The 17035-nt window shown below is 65.9% G+C and carries 17 protein-coding genes and 1 tRNA gene; 10 read left to right on the plus strand and 8 right to left on the minus strand.

Features of this window, described 5'->3' with window-relative positions:
• Both GJ693_RS03505 and GJ693_RS03510 read right to left on the minus strand, forming a co-directional pair.
• Positions 1-198, minus strand: a complete 198-nt coding sequence (locus GJ693_RS03505; protein ID WP_156254952.1) for a hypothetical protein — start codon at positions 196-198, stop codon at positions 1-3.
• A 51-nt stretch (positions 199-249) separates the two neighbouring features.
• Complete coding sequence (locus GJ693_RS03510) at positions 250-609, minus strand: winged helix-turn-helix transcriptional regulator (RefSeq protein ID WP_197041938.1); 360 nt, start codon at positions 607-609, stop codon at positions 250-252.
• Positions 610-723: 114 nt separating this feature from the next.
• On the opposite strand from GJ693_RS03510, the gene gstA reads away from it, so the two are divergent.
• From gstA to GJ693_RS03525, 3 genes are all read left to right on the plus strand, one after another.
• On the plus strand, positions 724-1341 hold the full coding sequence (gene gstA, locus GJ693_RS03515) for a glutathione transferase GstA (RefSeq protein ID WP_197041939.1): 618 nt from the start codon (positions 724-726) through the stop codon (positions 1339-1341).
• A gap of 102 nt (positions 1342-1443) precedes the next feature.
• The gene (gene scpA / locus GJ693_RS03520; protein ID WP_156254953.1) at positions 1444-3582 is read left to right on the plus strand and encodes a methylmalonyl-CoA mutase; all 2139 of its coding nucleotides are present in this window, start codon (positions 1444-1446) and stop codon (positions 3580-3582) included.
• Positions 3583-3662: 80 nt separating this feature from the next.
• Entirely contained in the window at positions 3663-4898 is a 1236-nt protein-coding gene (locus GJ693_RS03525; RefSeq protein WP_156254954.1) for a DUF418 domain-containing protein, read from the plus strand.
• Positions 4899-5049: 151 nt separating this feature from the next.
• On the opposite strand, the gene GJ693_RS03530 is transcribed toward GJ693_RS03525, so the two are convergent.
• From GJ693_RS03530 to GJ693_RS03555, 6 genes are all read right to left on the minus strand, one after another.
• Positions 5050-5123 (minus strand) — tRNA-Gly (locus GJ693_RS03530).
• Positions 5124-5168: 45 nt separating this feature from the next.
• Positions 5169-6050, minus strand: coding sequence for an alpha/beta hydrolase family protein (locus GJ693_RS03535; RefSeq protein WP_235902606.1), 882 nt, complete (start codon positions 6048-6050; stop codon positions 5169-5171).
• Between the two features lie 52 nt (positions 6051-6102).
• Positions 6103-6747 carry a hypothetical protein gene (locus GJ693_RS03540; RefSeq protein WP_156254955.1) on the minus strand — a complete coding sequence of 215 codons (645 nt, stop codon included), beginning with the start codon at positions 6745-6747 and terminating at the stop codon, positions 6103-6105.
• 34 nt (positions 6748-6781) lie between these two features.
• Positions 6782-7465 (minus strand): uracil-DNA glycosylase, encoded by a 684-nt coding sequence (ung, locus tag GJ693_RS03545; protein ID WP_156254956.1) that lies wholly within the window; start codon positions 7463-7465, stop codon positions 6782-6784.
• Positions 7466-7467: 2 nt separating this feature from the next.
• Positions 7468-8004 carry a cytochrome b gene (locus tag GJ693_RS03550; protein ID WP_235902608.1) on the minus strand — a complete coding sequence of 179 codons (537 nt, stop codon included), beginning with the start codon at positions 8002-8004 and terminating at the stop codon, positions 7468-7470.
• Positions 8005-8075: 71 nt separating this feature from the next.
• Complete coding sequence (locus GJ693_RS03555; RefSeq protein WP_156254957.1) at positions 8076-10133, minus strand: TonB-dependent receptor; 2058 nt, start codon at positions 10131-10133, stop codon at positions 8076-8078.
• A 121-nt stretch (positions 10134-10254) separates the two neighbouring features.
• On the opposite strand from GJ693_RS03555, the gene GJ693_RS03560 reads away from it, so the two are divergent.
• The 7 genes from GJ693_RS03560 (at position 10255) to GJ693_RS03590 (ending at position 16916) form a co-directional block, all read left to right on the plus strand.
• Positions 10255-11079 carry a TIGR00266 family protein gene (locus GJ693_RS03560; protein WP_156254958.1) on the plus strand — a complete coding sequence of 275 codons (825 nt, stop codon included), beginning with the start codon at positions 10255-10257 and terminating at the stop codon, positions 11077-11079.
• A 39-nt stretch (positions 11080-11118) separates the two neighbouring features.
• A complete protein-coding gene (locus GJ693_RS03565; protein ID WP_156254959.1) occupies positions 11119-11550 on the plus strand; it encodes an ester cyclase in 432 nt (143 codons plus the stop codon).
• Between the two features lie 33 nt (positions 11551-11583).
• Positions 11584-12183: a thymidine kinase gene (locus tag GJ693_RS03570; protein WP_156254960.1), complete on the plus strand. Its 600-nt coding sequence runs from the start codon at positions 11584-11586 to the stop codon at positions 12181-12183.
• On the plus strand, positions 12180-12668 hold the full coding sequence (locus GJ693_RS03575; protein WP_156254961.1) for a glutathione peroxidase: 489 nt from the start codon (positions 12180-12182) through the stop codon (positions 12666-12668). The genes GJ693_RS03570 and GJ693_RS03575 overlap by 4 nt, the downstream gene beginning before the upstream one ends.
• A 25-nt stretch (positions 12669-12693) precedes the next feature.
• Entirely contained in the window at positions 12694-14016 is a 1323-nt protein-coding gene (locus tag GJ693_RS03580) for an aspartate aminotransferase family protein (RefSeq protein ID WP_156254962.1), read from the plus strand.
• Between the two features lie 67 nt (positions 14017-14083).
• Positions 14084-15841, plus strand: a complete 1758-nt coding sequence (locus GJ693_RS03585) for an ATP-binding cassette domain-containing protein (RefSeq protein WP_235902610.1) — start codon at positions 14084-14086, stop codon at positions 15839-15841.
• A complete protein-coding gene (locus GJ693_RS03590) occupies positions 15831-16916 on the plus strand; it encodes an efflux RND transporter periplasmic adaptor subunit (protein ID WP_156254963.1) in 1086 nt (361 codons plus the stop codon). The genes GJ693_RS03585 and GJ693_RS03590 overlap by 11 nt, the downstream gene beginning before the upstream one ends.
• Positions 16917-17035: the final 119 nt, after the last annotated feature.

The following is a 17035-nucleotide window of genomic DNA, read 5'->3' on the forward strand; positions in this document are numbered from 1 at the left end:
TCAGCGCGGTCCGGGCGCGCTCGTCGCCCCGTCCATCAGGCCGTCGGGCACACCGAGGAAGACAACCAGCATGCCGGCCACCGCCAGCAGCAACGAGATGGCCAGCACATAACGCACCTTGTTACCGGTCACACCGGCCCGCGCGTCTTCGGTCGTCAGCGTTTCGGGCGGGTCAGGGTTGGGCGGGTTCTGGTTCATTCACCGGGCAACGCCCCGGCATCGCTCCGGTTCCGTCGCGCCGGCCCTGCCTCACGCCCACGCCGTGCGACCGCTCCATTTCAACGCCAGTGCATCCAGCGCATCCAGCGCGCCGTGCAGTTCCTGGCCGCGTCCGGTCAGGCTGTAGGTCACTTTTGGCGGGATGGTGGCCTCTTGGTGGCGATCGAGGATGCCGGTCTGTTCCAGCAGGCGCAGCCGCTCGGTCAGCACCTTGGCGGAAATGGCCGGCATCTGCTTTTTCAACTGGCCGAACCGCATCGGCCCGCGCTGGCGTAGCAGCCACAGGATGTACGTCGTCCACGGCCCGCTCAGGATCGTCACCAGGCCGTGCACCGGACAATCCATCGCGCTGTAGGTCTGCAGGTTCAGCGGTGGGGCCGCGCTGTTCATGGTCACTCCTGGGAAACTGGTTACTTTAAGGTACCTACTTGCCTGAGGTAACCAATAGCAGCATCTGCCCGCCGTGGCACCTGAAAATGGCCCACGCCCCCAACCCGGAGACAGATGATGAAGCTTTTCTACAGCCCCGCGTCCTGCGCGATGTCGCCCCACATCGTGCTCGCCGAAACCGGCCTGCCCTACTCGCTGGACCGCGTCGACCTGGCCGCCAAGACCACCGCAGCCGGCCGCCCGCTGAAGGAGATCAATCCCCAGGATGCCGTGCCGGTGCTGCTGCTCGACAGTGGCGAGACGATCACCGAAGGCGCCGCCATCGTGCAGTATATCGCCGATCAGCGGCCTGAGGCCGGCCTGCTGCCGCCCGCCGGCACGCTGGAGCGCGCCCGGGTCCAGCAATGGCTCAACTATATCGCCACCGAACTGCACAAGGCGCATGTGCCGCTGTTCAAGGCCGATTATCCGCCGGTCACCAAGGAGATCGCCCTGGCTAATGTGAAGCGTGGCTATGATTTCGTGGCATCGGCGCTGGCCGACCGGCCATTCCTCACCGGCGCGGGCTTCACTGTCGCCGATGCCTATCTGTTCACGATCCTGAACTGGCACAAGTTCATCGGTGTGGACCTGGCCGCCTGGCCGGTGCTGGTCGCCTACCAGTCCCGCATCGCTGCGCGTCCCGCCGTGCAGCAGGCGATGGCCGAGGAAGGGCTGGCGGCAGCCGCCTGAGCGTGAAGGGCCCCGGTCTCCCCGCCGGGGCCCTTCCTATTTGTCGCGCCGGTTGACGCGGGCCTTCGCAAGTGGCTTGGAAAGCCGCGACGGAGGGATGCAATGACCAAGCCGACGGTAGAGCAATGGGCCGCAATGGCGGCGAAGGAAGTGAAGGGGCAGTCTCTCGACTGGCACACGCCCGAAGGCTTCACCGTCAAACCGCTCTACACGGCCGAAGACACGGCGGATTGGGATCCCGGCCTGCCCGGCTTCGCGCCGTTCACGCGCGGCGTGCGCGCCTCCATGTATGCCGGGCGGCCGTGGACGGTGCGCCAATATGCCGGTTTCTCCACGGCAGAAGAATCCAACGCCTTCTATCGCCGCAACCTCGCTGCCGGGCAGAAGGGCCTCTCCGTCGCCTTCGATCTGGCGACACATCGTGGCTATGACAGCGACCACCCGCGCGTGTCGGGCGATGTCGGCAAGGCCGGGGTGGCCATCGATACAGTCGAGGACATGAAGATCCTCTTTGACGGCATCCCATTGGATCAGATGTCGGTCTCGATGACGATGAACGGCGCCGTCATTCCCTGTCTGGCGTTCTTCATTGTGGCGGCCGAGGAATCGGGTGTCCCGCAGGCCAAGCTGGATGGCACCATCCAGAACGACATTTTGAAGGAGTTCATGGTCCGCAACACCTATATCTATCCGCCCGAACCCTCGATGCGCATCGTGGCCGATATCATCAGCCACACTGCGCGCAACATGCCGAAATTCAACAGCATTTCCATTTCCGGCTATCACATGCACGAAGCCGGGGCGACGGCGCTGCAGGAACTGGCCTACACGCTGGCCGACGGCATGGAATATGTCCGCGCCGCTCAGAAACAGGGCCTGGATGTCGACGAATTCGCCGGGCGGCTGAGCTTCTTCTTCGCCATCGGTATGAACTTCTTCATGGAAGTGGCCAAGCTGCGCGCCGCACGCACGCTGTGGGCGCGCATCATGACCAATTTCGGCGCCAAGGACCCGCGCAGCCTGATGCTGCGCACCCATTGCCAGACCAGCGGCGTGAGCCTGCAGGAGCAGGACCCCTACAACAACGTCATCCGCACCACGATCGAGGCGCTGGCCGCCGCGCTGGGCGGCACGCAGAGCCTGCACACCAACGCGCTGGATGAAGCCATCGCGCTGCCCACCGATTTTTCCGCCCGCATCGCCCGCAACACCCAGATCGTGCTGCAGGAAGAGGCTGGCATCACCAAGGTCGTCGATCCGCTGGGCGGCAGCTATTATGTCGAAGCGCTGACCAAGCAATTGGTCGATGGCGCCCAGGCCATCATTGACGAGGTCGAGGCGCTGGGCGGCATGACCAAGGCGGTCGAAAGCGGCCTGCCCAAGCTCAACATCGAAGCCGCCGCCGCCGCCAAGCAGGCCGGCATCGACATGGGCGAAACCGTCATCGTTGGCGTCAACAAGTACAAGCCGGCCACGGTGGACGAGGTGCCGGTGCTCGATGTCGACAATGTTGCCGTGCGTGCCAGCCAGATCACCCGCATCGAGGCGGTGAAGGCCGCCCGCGATCCGGCCCGGGTCGAGGCGACGCTGGAGGCGCTGCGCCAGGGCGCGCGCGGAGCTGAGAATCTGCTGGCACTGGCTATCGAATGCGCCCGTGCCCGCTGCACGCTGGGCGAGATTTCCGCGGCGATGGAAGACGTGTTCGGCCGCCACGCCGCGGTCGTGAAGATGGTGAAGGGCGTCTATGCCGATGCCTACAAGGCCGATCCCGCCTATGCCCGCGTCGCCGACGGGGTGGCGGCGTTCGAGCGCCGCACGGGGCGCAAGCCGCGCGTGCTGATCGTCAAGATGGGCCAGGACGGGCACGACCGCGGCGCCAAGGTGGTCGGCACCGCGCTCGCCGACTTGGGCTTTGATGCCACCGTCGGCCCGCTCTTCCAGACGCCGGAGGAAGCCCGCGACCTGGCGCTGAAGCTGGAGGTCGATCTCGTCGCCGCCTCGTCGCTGGCCGCCGGCCACAAGACCCTGGTGCCGGCGCTGATCAACGAGCTGAAGGCGGCCGGCCGCCCCGACATCAAGGTGATTGCCGGCGGCGTGATCCCGGCGCAGGATTATGACTTCCTGCAAAAGGCCGGCACGGTCGCCATCTTCGGCCCCGGCACCAACATCGTCGAAGCCGCCGCCGAATTGCTGCGCCTGCTCGGCCACAATCTGCCGCCGCTGAACGAGGCTGCCGAATAGGCGTGCGCCAATCGCCGGGTTGCTGCGCCTTGCCTGCCGTGCCTAGGATGGCGTGACAGGTGGCGTGGGGGCACGATGCGATGAACGAGACCGTGGGGCCCGTCGGCGAGGGCGACCGCATCAGCGAGCTCGACATGCTGCGCGGCGCGGCCCTGCTTGGCGTGCTGCTGGTCAACATCGTCGGCTTTGCTGCCGCCGGCTTCATGTCCACCGCCGATCAACTGGCGGCGCTGCCCACCGCCGGGATTGATCGCGTCACCGAAATGCTGGTCAACTGGCTGCTGCGCGACAAGGCCAACACCATGTTTGCCACGCTGTTCGGGCTTGGCTTCTATCTGCAGATCGCCCGCAACGGTGACAGACCGGGCTTCACCCGGCGTTTTTCGCGGCGGCTGGCGTGGCTGCTGGTGTTCGGCATCATCAATGTCGGCTTCATCTGGATCTGGGATATCCTGCATCTCTATGCACTTGCCGGCTTCGTGCTGCTGTTGGTGCGCAACTGGTCAACCCGGGCGCTGGTGATGGTCGGCTTTGCCCTGGCCGTGGTTGATGTGCACTGGCTGGAGTTCATCGACCACCAGCTGGGCGTTACCCTCGAAACATGGCCGGCCTATAGCGATGCCGCCGTGCTCGAACGCCAGGCGGTGGGCCAGGCCGGGGACTATTGGGGGCTGGTGGTGCAGTTCTGGCGCTTCAATCTCGCCGACTGGTACGAAAACTGGGGCATCGTCGCCTGGGGTGTCTATGCGCTGGGCCGTTTCATGCTGGGGGCCGCGATCGGGCGGACGGGCGTGCTGAACAATGTCGCCGGACTGGTGCCGCGCTTGCCGCGCCTTGCGCTGTTCACGCTGCTGCCGGGGCTCAGCGTCGGGCTGGCGATGGCGCTGATGTTTGCCGGCTTCTGGCAGCCCTTTGGGGAGGAAAGCCCGCTCATCGCCGGGCTCGGCCGCCCTGGCACGGCGCTGCTGCAGGCGGCGGGCTATGCCAGCCTGCTGGTCATGGCGTGGCATAGTGGGCTGGGCCGGCGGCTGCTGGCCGGGTTTGTGCCGGTCGGTCAGATGGCGCTGACCAACTATCTCGCGCAGGGCTTGCTCTATGGCTTCGTGCTGTTCGGCGTCGGGCCGGGGCTGGCGCTGGCGGGCCACATCGGCGCGACGGCGCTGGTGGCGGTGTCGCTGGCCTTTTTTGGCGGGCAGATGGCGTTCAGCCGCTGGTGGCTGGCGCGCTTCCGCTATGGCCCGATGGAGTGGCTGTGGCGGTGGTTGACCTATGGTGGGGCGCGGCCGGTGTTGCGGCGGGTGGCGGTGGCGGCTTGACGCTGATTTGGGGCAGGAAGGAAGCAGGAGGGGCGCGGCAAAGCCGCGCCGTCGGACGACACACGAAAAAGGCGGCTTGAGAGCCGCCTTTTTTGGTCGCCGGCCGATCTTGTGCGAGTCTGGCTGCGGCACGCAGCCAGCCGCACTGCGATGGAGCGGGTAGCGGGAATCGAACCCGCGCGTTCAGCTTGGGAAGCTGACAGGCTACCATTACATCATACCCGCATGGCGCGGCGTCCGCTTGCCACTGCCGCAGGCGCCAAGTCAACCTCAACGCGAAGGCGGCAACGCCTTCAGCCATTCATAGATGCGGGTCTCCAGCGCCAGCCGCGCGTCGGACCAGCTGTGATCCGTGGCCTGGTGGCCCTCCGTCACCTGGCCGCCAGCGGCACGGGCCGCGGCCACCACCGGATCGGTCAGCGGTTTCAGGCCGTCGTCAGAGGTCAGCACCAGCAGCGGCTGACGAGCGAGACCCCTGGCGCGCGGCACCAGGTCGAAATCGGCTGAGTGGGCAATCAGTTCATCGGCCATGATCTCGGGCGAGGTGGCGGCCAGCGCTTCGGCATTGCCGGCCGATTGCGCCACCACCCGTTCGCGCGGCTGCTTGCCGACCATGCCCATGTTGGCCGCGGAAATCAGGATGGCGCCCGCCAGGCCGCCATTTTCTTTGGGCTCCTCGGATGCCACCATCGCCGTCACCCACCCGCCCATGCTGTGCCCGGCCAGCACGATCCGGCGTGTGTCGATGCCCAGCTTCGCCGCGACCTCGGGCTGGCGCAGCATGGCCAGCACCGCCTTGGCGTCCTCCGGATTTTGGCCGAAACGGAAAGCGCCGGGGCTGCCCCAGGCGCCGCGATAATTGAAGGTGATGGCGTTCCAGCCGGCGCGCCGCAGCGCCTGGGCCAGATCGAGATTCTTCTCGTTGCCCGGCCAGCCGTGGCAGATGACGATGGTGGGGTGCGGCCCCGGCCCGGCAGCGAGATAGGCAAGCCCGTTGATCTCCACGCCGCCCGATGGAATGTGCAGCACCTCCATGCGGGCGCGCGGCGACGCGCCGGCGGGCGGATCGGTGAACAAGGGGCTGGTCTGGGCCATCACCGGTGCGGCCGTCGCCAGCGCCAGAAGATACACTGCGGCGCGTCGGTTCATCATGCCATTCCCCCTTGGTCGCCGGCCTGGTTTGCCCAAGCCTGCCGTGCTGCGATCAACGTTTCAACTTGTCATGCGCCAGCTTGGCCAGATTGCCACGAAAGGCCTGCTGCAGACCCGCTGTGGCCGCCGCACGCTCCTCCGGCCGCTTGGGCGGAAAATTGGCGGCAGGCGTTGCCGTGGTGTCGAGCAGCTTGGCGCGCAGTTTGCCGCGGGCATCATACTCCCGGTAGCGCACCAGGCTGCGCAGCCGCGATCCCAGCGGTTCCCGGAAGTATTCCAGCGAGATGAAGGCCAGCTCGGCATAGCAGGCCGGCGCATCCGGAGCCAGGCGATCAGGCTTTTTCAGGGCTTCCAGCGTCCAGGTCGGTGCCGTTTCCGGCGCGTGCACGACCAGGCGATGGCCATTGAGCTTCAGCAGGGCGGGCAGATCGGCCTGCTCGATCAGCGCCTGTTGCACCGCCGGCGCCAGATCGGCCTTGAGTGCCTGCTCGGCCGCCTGCGGTGAATCGAGGTCCATCGTGCTGTTGACGATGTCCCCAACCAAACCCAGCTGGCCCTTGTCGATGAAATTCTGGGTGATGACGTGGCGGTTTGTCAGCCAGACATGCAGCTCACAGCCGCTCTCCTGGGCCTGCGCCTGCGCCGGCATGGCGGCTAGCAGCAGGCCAAGGCAAGCCAAGGCGTTGATCGGCTTCATGCGCAGCGCTGGCCCCTCCCATCGGCTGCGATTGTTACAACGCCGGCAGGGCCCAGTCGATGGGCGGCAGGCCCTGCGCTTGCAGCCAGGCATTGGTGCGCGAAAAATGCCGGCAGCCGAAGAAGCCATTGTGGGCGGACAGCGGCGACGGGTGGGGCGCCTTCAGCACCAGATGGCGGCTCGCGTCGACGAACCCGGCCTTCTTCTGGGCATGGCTGCCCCACAGCAGGAACGCGCACGGATCAGGGCGCTGTGCCACCAGCCGGATCACGGCATCGGTGAAGCCCTCCCAACCGCGGCCCTTGTGGCTGGCAGCCAGGCCCTGCTCCACCGTCAGGCTGGTGTTCAGCAACAGCACGCCCTGGCGCGCCCAATGTTCCAGGAAGCCGTGCCGCGCCGGCGGGATACCGAGATCGGATTGCAGTTCCTTGTAGATATTGACCAGGCTGGGCGGCACCTTCACGCCGGGGCGCACGCTGAAGGCGAGGCCATGCGCCTGGCCGGGGCCGTGATAGGGATCCTGCCCCAGGATCACCACGCGGACCTGATCGAGCGGCGTCAGATCAAGCGCGCGGAACCACTCGCTGCCCCTGGGGAAGATCTGCTTGCCGGCCGCCTTTTCGGCCAGCAGGAACGCCTTGAGCGCGGCCATGGCGGGCGACGCGAATTCGCCGGCCAGCGGCCCAAGCCAGCTTTCGTGCAGCTTCACATTGCTCATTGTCAGCCGCGCGGCTGGCCCACACCCATGCGCGGCAGCAGATTGTCGCGGTCCATCACCAGATGCTTGATGATGCCGATCACGTGCAGCGCCAGCAATGCCACCATTACCCAGCCGAGATTTTCGTGAATCTCGCCGAAATCGCGCGCGGTCGCCTTGTCGAGCCCGAACTTGGGCACTTCGAACAGGCCGAAGAACATCAGCGGCCGGTCATTGCGGTTGGTCAGCGCCCAGCCGGTGAAGGGCAGGGCCAGCATGGCGATGTAGAACGCCCAATGCGCCGCCTTGGCCAGCAGGCGTTCACCGGCTGTGAAATAGTGCGGCAGCGCTGGCGGCGAATTGGCGAGGCGCCAGCCCAGCCGCAGCAGCGTGAGCGCGATGATGGTCAAGCCAAAGCTGGTATGCAGGCCCATCACGAATGCGCGCTGGCCGCCTTCCTTTGGCACATAATCATGCAGGAAGCCGCCAAGCAGATTGCCGATGATCATCAGCGCCATCAGCCAGTGCAGGATGATGGCGCCCTTGCTGTAACGGCTCAAATCCACTCTCCTTGTGGTACCAGCGCAGCCTAGACAGGCACGGTGTTGCTGTCGATACGGGGTTCACCCGGTCAGAACGACACCCGCGCACCGATCCAGAAGGTGCGCGGCAGGGCGCGTTCGACTACGCCGGTGCCTGAAAGCGCGGCCTGCACCTCGGCATCGAACAGATTTTCCACCCGGCCTTCGATGGCCAGGCCCTTGATCACCGGCACCACCAGCAGTGCATCGACCATGGTGGCGCTGGCCAGGCTGCGGCTGTTCTGATCATCCTCAAACTGGCGGGCAAAGTGGCGCAGCGTCGCCGACGCGGTGAACAATTTGCTGGTGTAATCGATGGTGCCGGAGAATTGATCACGCGGTGTCTGCGCCGGGGACAGGCCATTCAATGGTGCGGCAGCGCCGGTGGCGCTGATGCTGGGATCGACATGGCTCCAGCTGGCCGAGAGCCCGAACGGGCCCTGGCGCAGCCGCGCATCCACCTCCCAGCCCCACACGGTAAGGGCATCGAGATTCTGGCGCTGGCGATAGAAGCCGCCGGCCGCGACGAAGCCGACGCCGGGGAAGCTGCCCGGCCCGGTGCCGATGGTCACGTTGGCGATGGTGTCGTCCATGCGGTTCCAGAAACCGGTGACGGCGATCTCGACGCCCTTCACCGGCGTCAGGGTGACGCCCAGGTCCACACCGCTCAGCCGTTCGGGCTTCAGCAGCGCATTGGCCGCGGTGGCATCGGGGCCGACGCGGAACGGGCGATAAAGTTCATTCAGGGTGGGCAGCCGCCAGCCGCGATAGGCGGCGGCGCGGAAGGACACCCAGTCCGTCGGCTTCAGGGCCAGGCCGGCGCGACCGGTGAACTCGTGGCCAGAACGATCGGCGAAATTCAGCGTGGTGAACGGCGCGCCGGTGGCGATGGTGGTTTCCAGCAGGCGGCCCTGCTTGATCGTCCACCAGTCGATGCGCCCGGCCAGCGTGGCGGTGATGATGCCGGATTCGAGGCTGGCATCGACGAACAGCCCGCTGTTGCCCGTGCGGCCGCCGGCCTCGCGCTGGCGGGTCGGCGCGGCATTGACATAGGTGAACAACTCCATGGTCTTGCCGGTCAATTGCCGCGTGTCGGCGCCCAGTCGCAGGGTGATGCCCTCGCCCACCGGCGGTGCCAGTTCCAGCCGGCCGCCCCAGCCGGTGGCAGGCGTTTCATATTGCGCCAGCGTCTGCGAAACGCTGGTGCGCGCCGTGTTCACGCTGGCAAAGTCCGATGTGAAATTGCGCGTCTGCACATAGGCCAGCGCCTGCCAGCCCCAACGGCCGCGCCCGACCAGCCGCAGCGCGCCATCGACGCCTTCGGATGTGTTCTTCGAAAAGGCGGTGCCGCGCTCGCGGCTGTCGGTGAAGGCGGTGGCCGTCACCTGCGCTTCGGTCTCGGGCGCAATCTCGACGACGGCGCGCAGGTTGATGCTGGCCTGTTCATAGGGCGCGGCGCGATCGACGGGGCCGCGATTGCGCGCGACGATCGGCACGAAGCCATCGCCGCGGCCATAGGCGGCGGACAGCGTGGCAAAACCCTTGTCGCGGGTGAAGCCCAAGGCGCCTTGTGCATCGATGCTGTTGCGGCTGCCAAAGGCGATGCCGCCGTTGAACAGGCCGAGATCCTTTCCGCCGACCGATTCCAGCTCGATGGTGCCGGCCAGCGCGCCCGGGCCCCAGTAGCCGGAGCCGCCGCCGCGCGTCACCCGGATGCGATCCAGGCGCCCGGTGGCATAGGCCGGAAACGCCACCCAGCCGCCGAACGGATCGGCCTGGGGCACGCCATCCAGCACCAGCAGCGCGCGGCTCGACGCGTTGCCGCCCAGCCCGCGCAGGGTGATGCCCTGGCTGGTGGCGTTGGCGGAGCGACTGTCAGACCGGCGGAACTGTTGTTGGCCGGCGATGTCGGAGAGCACGGATTCCAGCCTGTTTGATCCCGTGTTGAGGATACGCTCCCGGTTGATCACCACCAGTGACAGCGCGGCATCGCCGGGCACATCCTTCAGGCCCTTGCCGGTGACGGTGATCAGCGCGTCCTCCGTCTCGGCCGCAAGGGCAGGCGCGGCGCTGGCGAGCAACAGGGTGAGGAGAGGCAGCAGCTTCATGGCCGCGTGTGTTGCCCAATGCGCGCATCCACGCAAGCGCCGGCCAAATTTTGTCGCAGGCAGCGTCTTGGCGCGGCAATACACCCGCCCTACATATCGCGCAGCTTTGGAGGAGAGAGACATGCCCAATCCCTGGCAGCACAGCCGCGCCACCGGCATCGCCGACGACATTGATTTCGAGATCAAGGGCCACGAACTGCAATTCGTCGAGATCGAGCTTGATCCGGGTGAAAGCGCGGTGGCCGAAGCCGGCGCCATGGTGTGGAAGGATGCCAGCATCGGCATGACCACGGTGTTCGGCGATGGCAGCGGGCAATCGGGTGGCTTCATGGGTGCGCTGATGGGCGCCGGCAAGCGGCTGCTGACCGGCGAAAGCCTGTTCACCACCGTCTTCACCCACAATGGCGGCGGCAAGGCGCGTGTCGCCTTTGGGTCGCCCACGCCCGGCCATATCCTGCCAATCAAGCTGGACAGCGTCGGCGGCACGCTGATCTGCCAGAAGGATGCGTTCCTCGCAGCGGCCAAGGGCGTTGCCATCGGGGTCGCCTTCCAGCGCCGGGTGATGACCGGACTGTTCGGCGGCGAAGGCTTCATCATGCAGAAACTGGACGGCGATGGCTGGGTGTTCGTGCAGATGGGCGGCACCGTGATCGAACGCACGCTGGCACCGGGCGAGGTGCTGCATGTCGATACCGGCTGTGTCGCGGCCTTCACGCCGTCGGTGAACTTCGATCTGGAAACCGTCGGCGGGGTCAAGTCCATGCTGTTCGGCGGCGAAGGCGTCTTCTTCGCCCGGCTGACCGGGCCCGGCAAGGTGTGGATCCAGTCGCTGCCGTTCAGCCGTCTCGCTGGCCGCATGATGCAGGCTGCCATGGGCCGCGGCCAGAACCGCGGCGAGGGCAGCATCCTCGGCCAGTTGGGCGACTTCATCGACGGCAACAACTGACGATTGCCAGCGACGGCGGCTGCGTGCAGGGGTGGCGGCATGATCCCCGATCACCCCCGCAAGCAGCGGCTCGCTGCCTTCATCCGCGCCGTTTGGGATGACGGCGATGCCGATGCCGTCGATGCCTATCTGGCGCCGGCCTACACCATCCATCACGATCCTGGTGATGCTTGGGATGGCCAAGTGCTCGATGTCGCCGGCTTCAAGGATCGGCTGCACCAGTCGCGCGCCGCCTTTCCCGATCAGAAATTCGACGTGCAGGCGATGTTTGCCGATGGCGATCACGTGGTGATGACCTGGCTGTGGGCGGCCACCCATGCCGGTGATCTGCCCGGCTTCCCGGCCACCGGTGCCACCATCCGCATGTCGGGCGCGACGGTCTATGGTTTCGACAGTGAGGATCGGCTCACCGGCCATTGGCAGATCAGCGACCGGCTCGGTGTGTTCCAGCAGCTGATGGCGGCCCGTTGACGCCGTCAGGCCAGCGGACCAAGAAGAACCGCGATGGCCAAGCTCTATTTCTATTATGCCTCGATGAACGCTGGCAAATCGACGGTGCTGCTGCAGGCCAGCTTCAACTATCGCGAGCGCGGCATGCACACCATGCTGTTCACCGCCGCCATCGATGATCGCGCAGGCGCCGGCGTGATCGCCTCGCGCATCGGCCTGTCAGCCCCCGCCGAGGTGTTCAGGCATGACACTGATCTGTTTGCCGCCGTTGCTGCCGGCCATGCCGTGAGTACGCTCAATTGCGTGCTGGTCGATGAAGCCCAGTTCCTGACCCGGGATCAGGTCTGGCAACTGGCCCGCGTGGCCGATGACTTAAGCATTCCGGTGCTCTGCTATGGCCTCCGAACCGATTTCCTGGGCCAGCTGTTTCCGGGCAGCAGCGCCCTGCTGGCGATTGCCGATGTGCTGACCGAGCTGAAGGCGGTGTGCGCCTGTGGCCGCAAGGCGACGATGAACCTGCGTATTGACGGCGAGGGCAGGCCGGTGGCCTCTGGCCAGCAGACCGAAATTGGTGGCAATGATCGTTATGTCGCGCTGTGCCGACGCCATTTCGTGGCAGCACTGGCCGGGCAGGCGGAAGGGGACAGGCTATGACCAGCGTTTACGAATTCAGCGCGAAGACCATCGATGGCCGCGAAGTCTCGATGAAGGATTTCGAGGGCAAGGTGCTGCTGATCGTCAACACCGCGTCGAAATGCGGGTTCACGCCGCAATATGAGGGGCTGGAGGCGCTGCACCGCACATATGGCCCCAAGGGCTTTGCCGTGCTCGGTTTCCCCTGCAACCAGTTCGGCGCACAGGAACCGGGCAATGCCGAAGAAATCGCCAATTTCTGCAAGCTCAAATATGACGTGGATTTCCCGCTGTTTGCCAAGATTGATGTCAACGGCCCCACCGCTCACCCGCTGTTCCAGCTGCTGAAGCGCCAGGCCCCTGGCTTCCTGGGCAGCGAGCCGATCAAGTGGAACTTCACCAAGTTCCTGGTGGACAAGCATGGCCAGGTGCAGGAACGTTTTGCGCCGACCACCAGGCCGGAAGCGCTGGGCAGCCAGATCGAAAGCCTGCTCGCAAAGGCCTGAGCGCTCGGAAAAGGGGGGAAGAACCATGGCCAGTGTTGCACCCAACGACCTGTCGTCCCTGTGGATGCCGTTCACCGACAATCGCTATTTCAAGGCCAATCCGCGCCTGATGGTGGCGGCGCAGGACATGCACTACACCTCGGCCGATGGTCGCCGCATCCTTGATGGCACCGCTGGCCTGTGGTGCGTGAACGCCGGCCATGGCCGCGAACCGATTGTCAAGGCGATCCAGCAGCAGGCGGCCGTGCTCGATTTCGCGCCCACCTTCCAATTGGGCCACCCGCTGGCCTTCCAGCTCGCCTCGCGCGTTGCCGGCATCATGCCCGAAGGGCTGGACCGCATCTTCTTCACCAATAGCGGCTCCGAAAGCGTCGATACCGCGCTGAAGATCGCGCTGGCCTATTGGCGGGCCAAGGGCCAGGGCCAGCGGGTACGGCTTGTCGGGCGGGAGCGCGGCTATCACGGCACCGGCTTCGGCGGCATTTCGGTGGGCGGCATCGTCACCAATCGCCGTGTCTATGGCACTGGCCTGCCGGGCACTGATCACCTGCCGCACACCCATGATCCGGCGCGCAATGCCTTTTCGAAGGGCCAGCCCGAGCACGGCGCCGATTTCGCCGATCGGCTGGAGGCGCTGGTCGCGTTGCACGGAGACACGATCGCCGCCGTCATCGTCGAGCCGCTGGCCGGGTCCACCGGCGTGCTGGTGCCGCCCAAGGGCTATCTGGAGCGGCTGCGGGCGATCACCGCGCAGCACGGCATTCTCCTGATCTTCGATGAAGTGATCACCGGTTTCGGCCGCATCGGCGCGGCGACGGCGGCGGAGCGCTTCGGCGTTACCCCCGATCTCATCTGCCTGGCCAAGGGCCTGACCAACGCCGCGGTGCCGATGGGTGCGGTGGCGGCGGCCCGCCATGTCCATGATGCCATCGTCGATGCGCCGGGCGATGTGCCGGGGATCGAGCTGTTTCACGGCTATACCTATTCCAGCCACGCGCTGGCTTGTGCTGCCGGCATCGCCACGCTCGATCTTTATGCCAACGAAGGCCTGTTCGCCCGCGCCCGCGCCCTGGAAGACCGCTGGGAGGCGGCGCTGCATGGCCTGAAGGACCATCCGCATGTTGTCGACATCCGCAATTTTGGCCTGGTTGGCGCCATCGAACTGGCGCCGCGCCCCGGCCAGCCCGGCGTGCGCGGCCAGGAAATCTTCCGCGCCATGTTCGATACCGGCCTGTTGATCCGCGTCACCGGCGACATCATCGCATTGTCGCCACCGCTGATCATCACCGAGGCGCAGATCGACGAGATTGCCAGCCGGATTGGCGACGGGCTCCGGCAACTGGCCTGATTTTCGCATTACGGCTGTGTAATCTTTTTTCGCGCCCGGTCTTGGCAGGCCGGGCGGCGCGCCCTACATGAGCCGCCAACGCCCGGTTTTCCGGCTCAGGAGACGCATGGCCGCCACCGATCTGACGCAGATGGACCTGAACCGGCTGGTCTACCGCTGGATGAAGGACATTCTCTGGCCGGAGAAGAATTATTTCTGGCTGGCGATCATCTATGGCCTGGGCATCGCGCTGCTGGGCCTGGCGACGCCGATTTCGGTGCAGCTGCTGATCAACAGCATCGCCAATACCGCGTTGCCGGTGCCGCTGTTCACGCTGTCACTGATGTTGTTTGGCCTGCTGGTCCTGTCGGGCCTGCTCAGCGTGCTGCGCATCCACCTGATGGAACTCTATCGCCGCCGCTTCATGGCGCGACTGGTGGCTGACCTGACGATGCGGGTGATCAATGCGGCCGATCCCTTCTTCCAGGATGATCGCCGGTTTGACCTGTTCAACCGCTATTTCGAGCTGGTCAACATGCAGAAGGCAGTGCCGTCGCTGCTGATCGGTGGCTTCACCATCGTGCTTGGCATGGTGGTCGGCTTCATCGTCACCAGCTTCTATCACCCGTTTTTCCTGGCCTTCAACCTGGTGCTGATCGCACTGCTGTGGGCGGTTTGGGCGATCTGGTCGAGGGGGGCGATGAAGACCTCGATCAATCTTTCTCACGAGAAATACAACGCTGCACACTTCCTGGAGACGATCGGCGCCTCGAACGGCTTCTACAAATCGGCCCGCCACATCGATTATGCGCTGGATGGGGCAGAACGGGTGACAGCCAATTATGTGAAGGCCCATGCCGCGCACTTCGCCTACCAGTTCCCGCAGACCATCGCCTTCTATCTCCTCTATGCCGCCGCAAGCGCCGGCCTGCTGGCGCTGGGCGGCTGGCTCGTCATCCAGGAACAGCTCTCTATCGGCCAGCTGGTGGCAGCCGAGCTGATCCTGTCGGGCGTGTTTGCCGGCATGAACAGCCTCTATTCCTATCTCGACGATTGGTACGACCTGGTTGCCTCGATCGAGGAATTGTCGCTGCTCTATGGCCTGAAGCAGGAGCCGCCGGCGTCCAAGGGCCTGGCCCCGCCGCAGGGCGGCGCGCTGGCGATGAACCGGGTACGGGTGAATCTGCCGATCGGCCGGGCCGAATTGAACCTCACCATCCCGCAGGGCAGCCGGCTGGTGTGCCAGGGCGTGCCCGGCATGGAACGCGAATTTGCCGACCTCTTGAAACGCCTCGATCAGCCCGAATCCGGCCTGATCACGCTGGGCGGCGTCGATATCGCGCTGATGGACCCGCTGGCGCTGCGTTCCGACGTGATGGTGCTGGACCGCGCGTCCATCGTGGAATCGACCATCGCCGATTATCTGCAGCTGGCCAATCCGGCCCGCAACGCGGCGGACCAGATGGCGGCGCTGCGCCTGGTCGGCCTTGAAGACCGTATCGCGCTGCTGCCCGATGGCATCCACACCCGCCTGTCCTCCACCGGTGCGCCGTTCAGCGTCGCCAAGATGATGCAGCTGAAACTGGCCGCCGCCATATTGTCGGAACCGCGGCTGCTGGTAATGTCGCCCCTGTTCGATACGCTCACCCTGTCGCGGCTGAAGGCGGTGTTCGCCCATTTCCGTGCGCGCAACACCACCATCCTCTATTTCAGCAATCGCCCCGAAGCTGTCACGCTCGATGGCTGGCTGTGGATGGGGCTGGACCAGCAGCTGATCACGCAGAGCCGCGCCGAATTCGACCAACTGCGGGGCGCCGCCGGGCGGGAGACGGTTGATGGCGACTGATTCCCTGCCCGCCGGTCATTTCGCCACGCTGCGCGGCCTCAACCCGCCGCGGGTGATGCGGGTGCTGGCCGGTGTCGTCATCACCGGCCTCGTCATCCTGATCCTGTTCGTCACGCTGGTGCCCTGGGTGCAGACGGCGCAGGGCAGCGGCAGCGTGATCGCCTATGATCCGCGCGACCGCCAGCAGAACATCACTGCGCTGGTCGCCGGCCGGCTCGACCGCTGGTATGTGACTGATGGTGCCCGCGTGAAGGCTGGCGAGCCGATTGCGCGGGTGATCGACATCGATCCCGATTATCTCAGCCGTCTCGCCGCCGAACGCAGCCAGAAACTGGCCGAAATGGCCGCCACCCAGGCCGCTATGGCCACCGCCCAGCGCGATGTGAAGCGCATGACGACGCTCTATGGCGAAGGGCTGGCAGCCCGGCGCGACATGGAACTGGCCCAGATCAAGGTCGCCGATTATGCCGCCAAGCTGGCGTCGAGCCGGGCCGAGATCAACAAGATCGATGTCAACCTGCGCCGCAGTTCCGAACAATTGATCCGCGCCCCGCGCGATGGCCGCATCATGCGGGTGACCAGCATCGACAGCGCCACCATCGTCAAGCAGGGCGACGTGCTCGCCACCTTCGTGCCCGAACAGTCGCGGCGTGTGGTCGAGCTCTACATGGATGGCCGCGACATCCCGCTGATCCACCCCGGCCGCCGCGTGCGGCTGGAATTCGAAGGCTGGCCGGCGATCCAGTTCTCCGGCTGGCCGTCGGTGGCCAAGGGCTATTTCGATGGCCAGGTGGCGGCGATGGACCCCAATGCCTCGCCAAACGGCCTGTTCCGCATCCTGGTGGTGCCCAGCCCCGATCGCGATCCATGGCCCGACGAACGCTCGGTGCGGCTGGGTGCCAAGGTGCGCGGCTGGGTGCAGATGAACACCGTGCCGATCTGGTTCGAGCTGTGGCGCCTGCTCAACGATTTCCCGCTGCAGTTCACCCGCCCCGGCGCGGCCCCGGCTGAAACCGGTGCGGTGAAGGCCGAGAAGGCGAGCGAAAAGGCCGATGCCGGCACATCGCGCAAATAGGCTGCTGCTGTTGGCCGCGCTGCTGCCGGCGCTGGCGGCAGCGCAGGTGCCGGAGCAGGTGTCGGCGGGCGACAGCCGCGCGCTGGAAGCTGACGCGCGTGCCGCAGCCCAGCCGCTGC

The organism is Sandarakinorhabdus oryzae, assembly GCF_009733735.1.
GTDB lineage: Bacteria > Pseudomonadota > Alphaproteobacteria > Sphingomonadales > Sphingomonadaceae > Sandarakinorhabdus > Sandarakinorhabdus oryzae.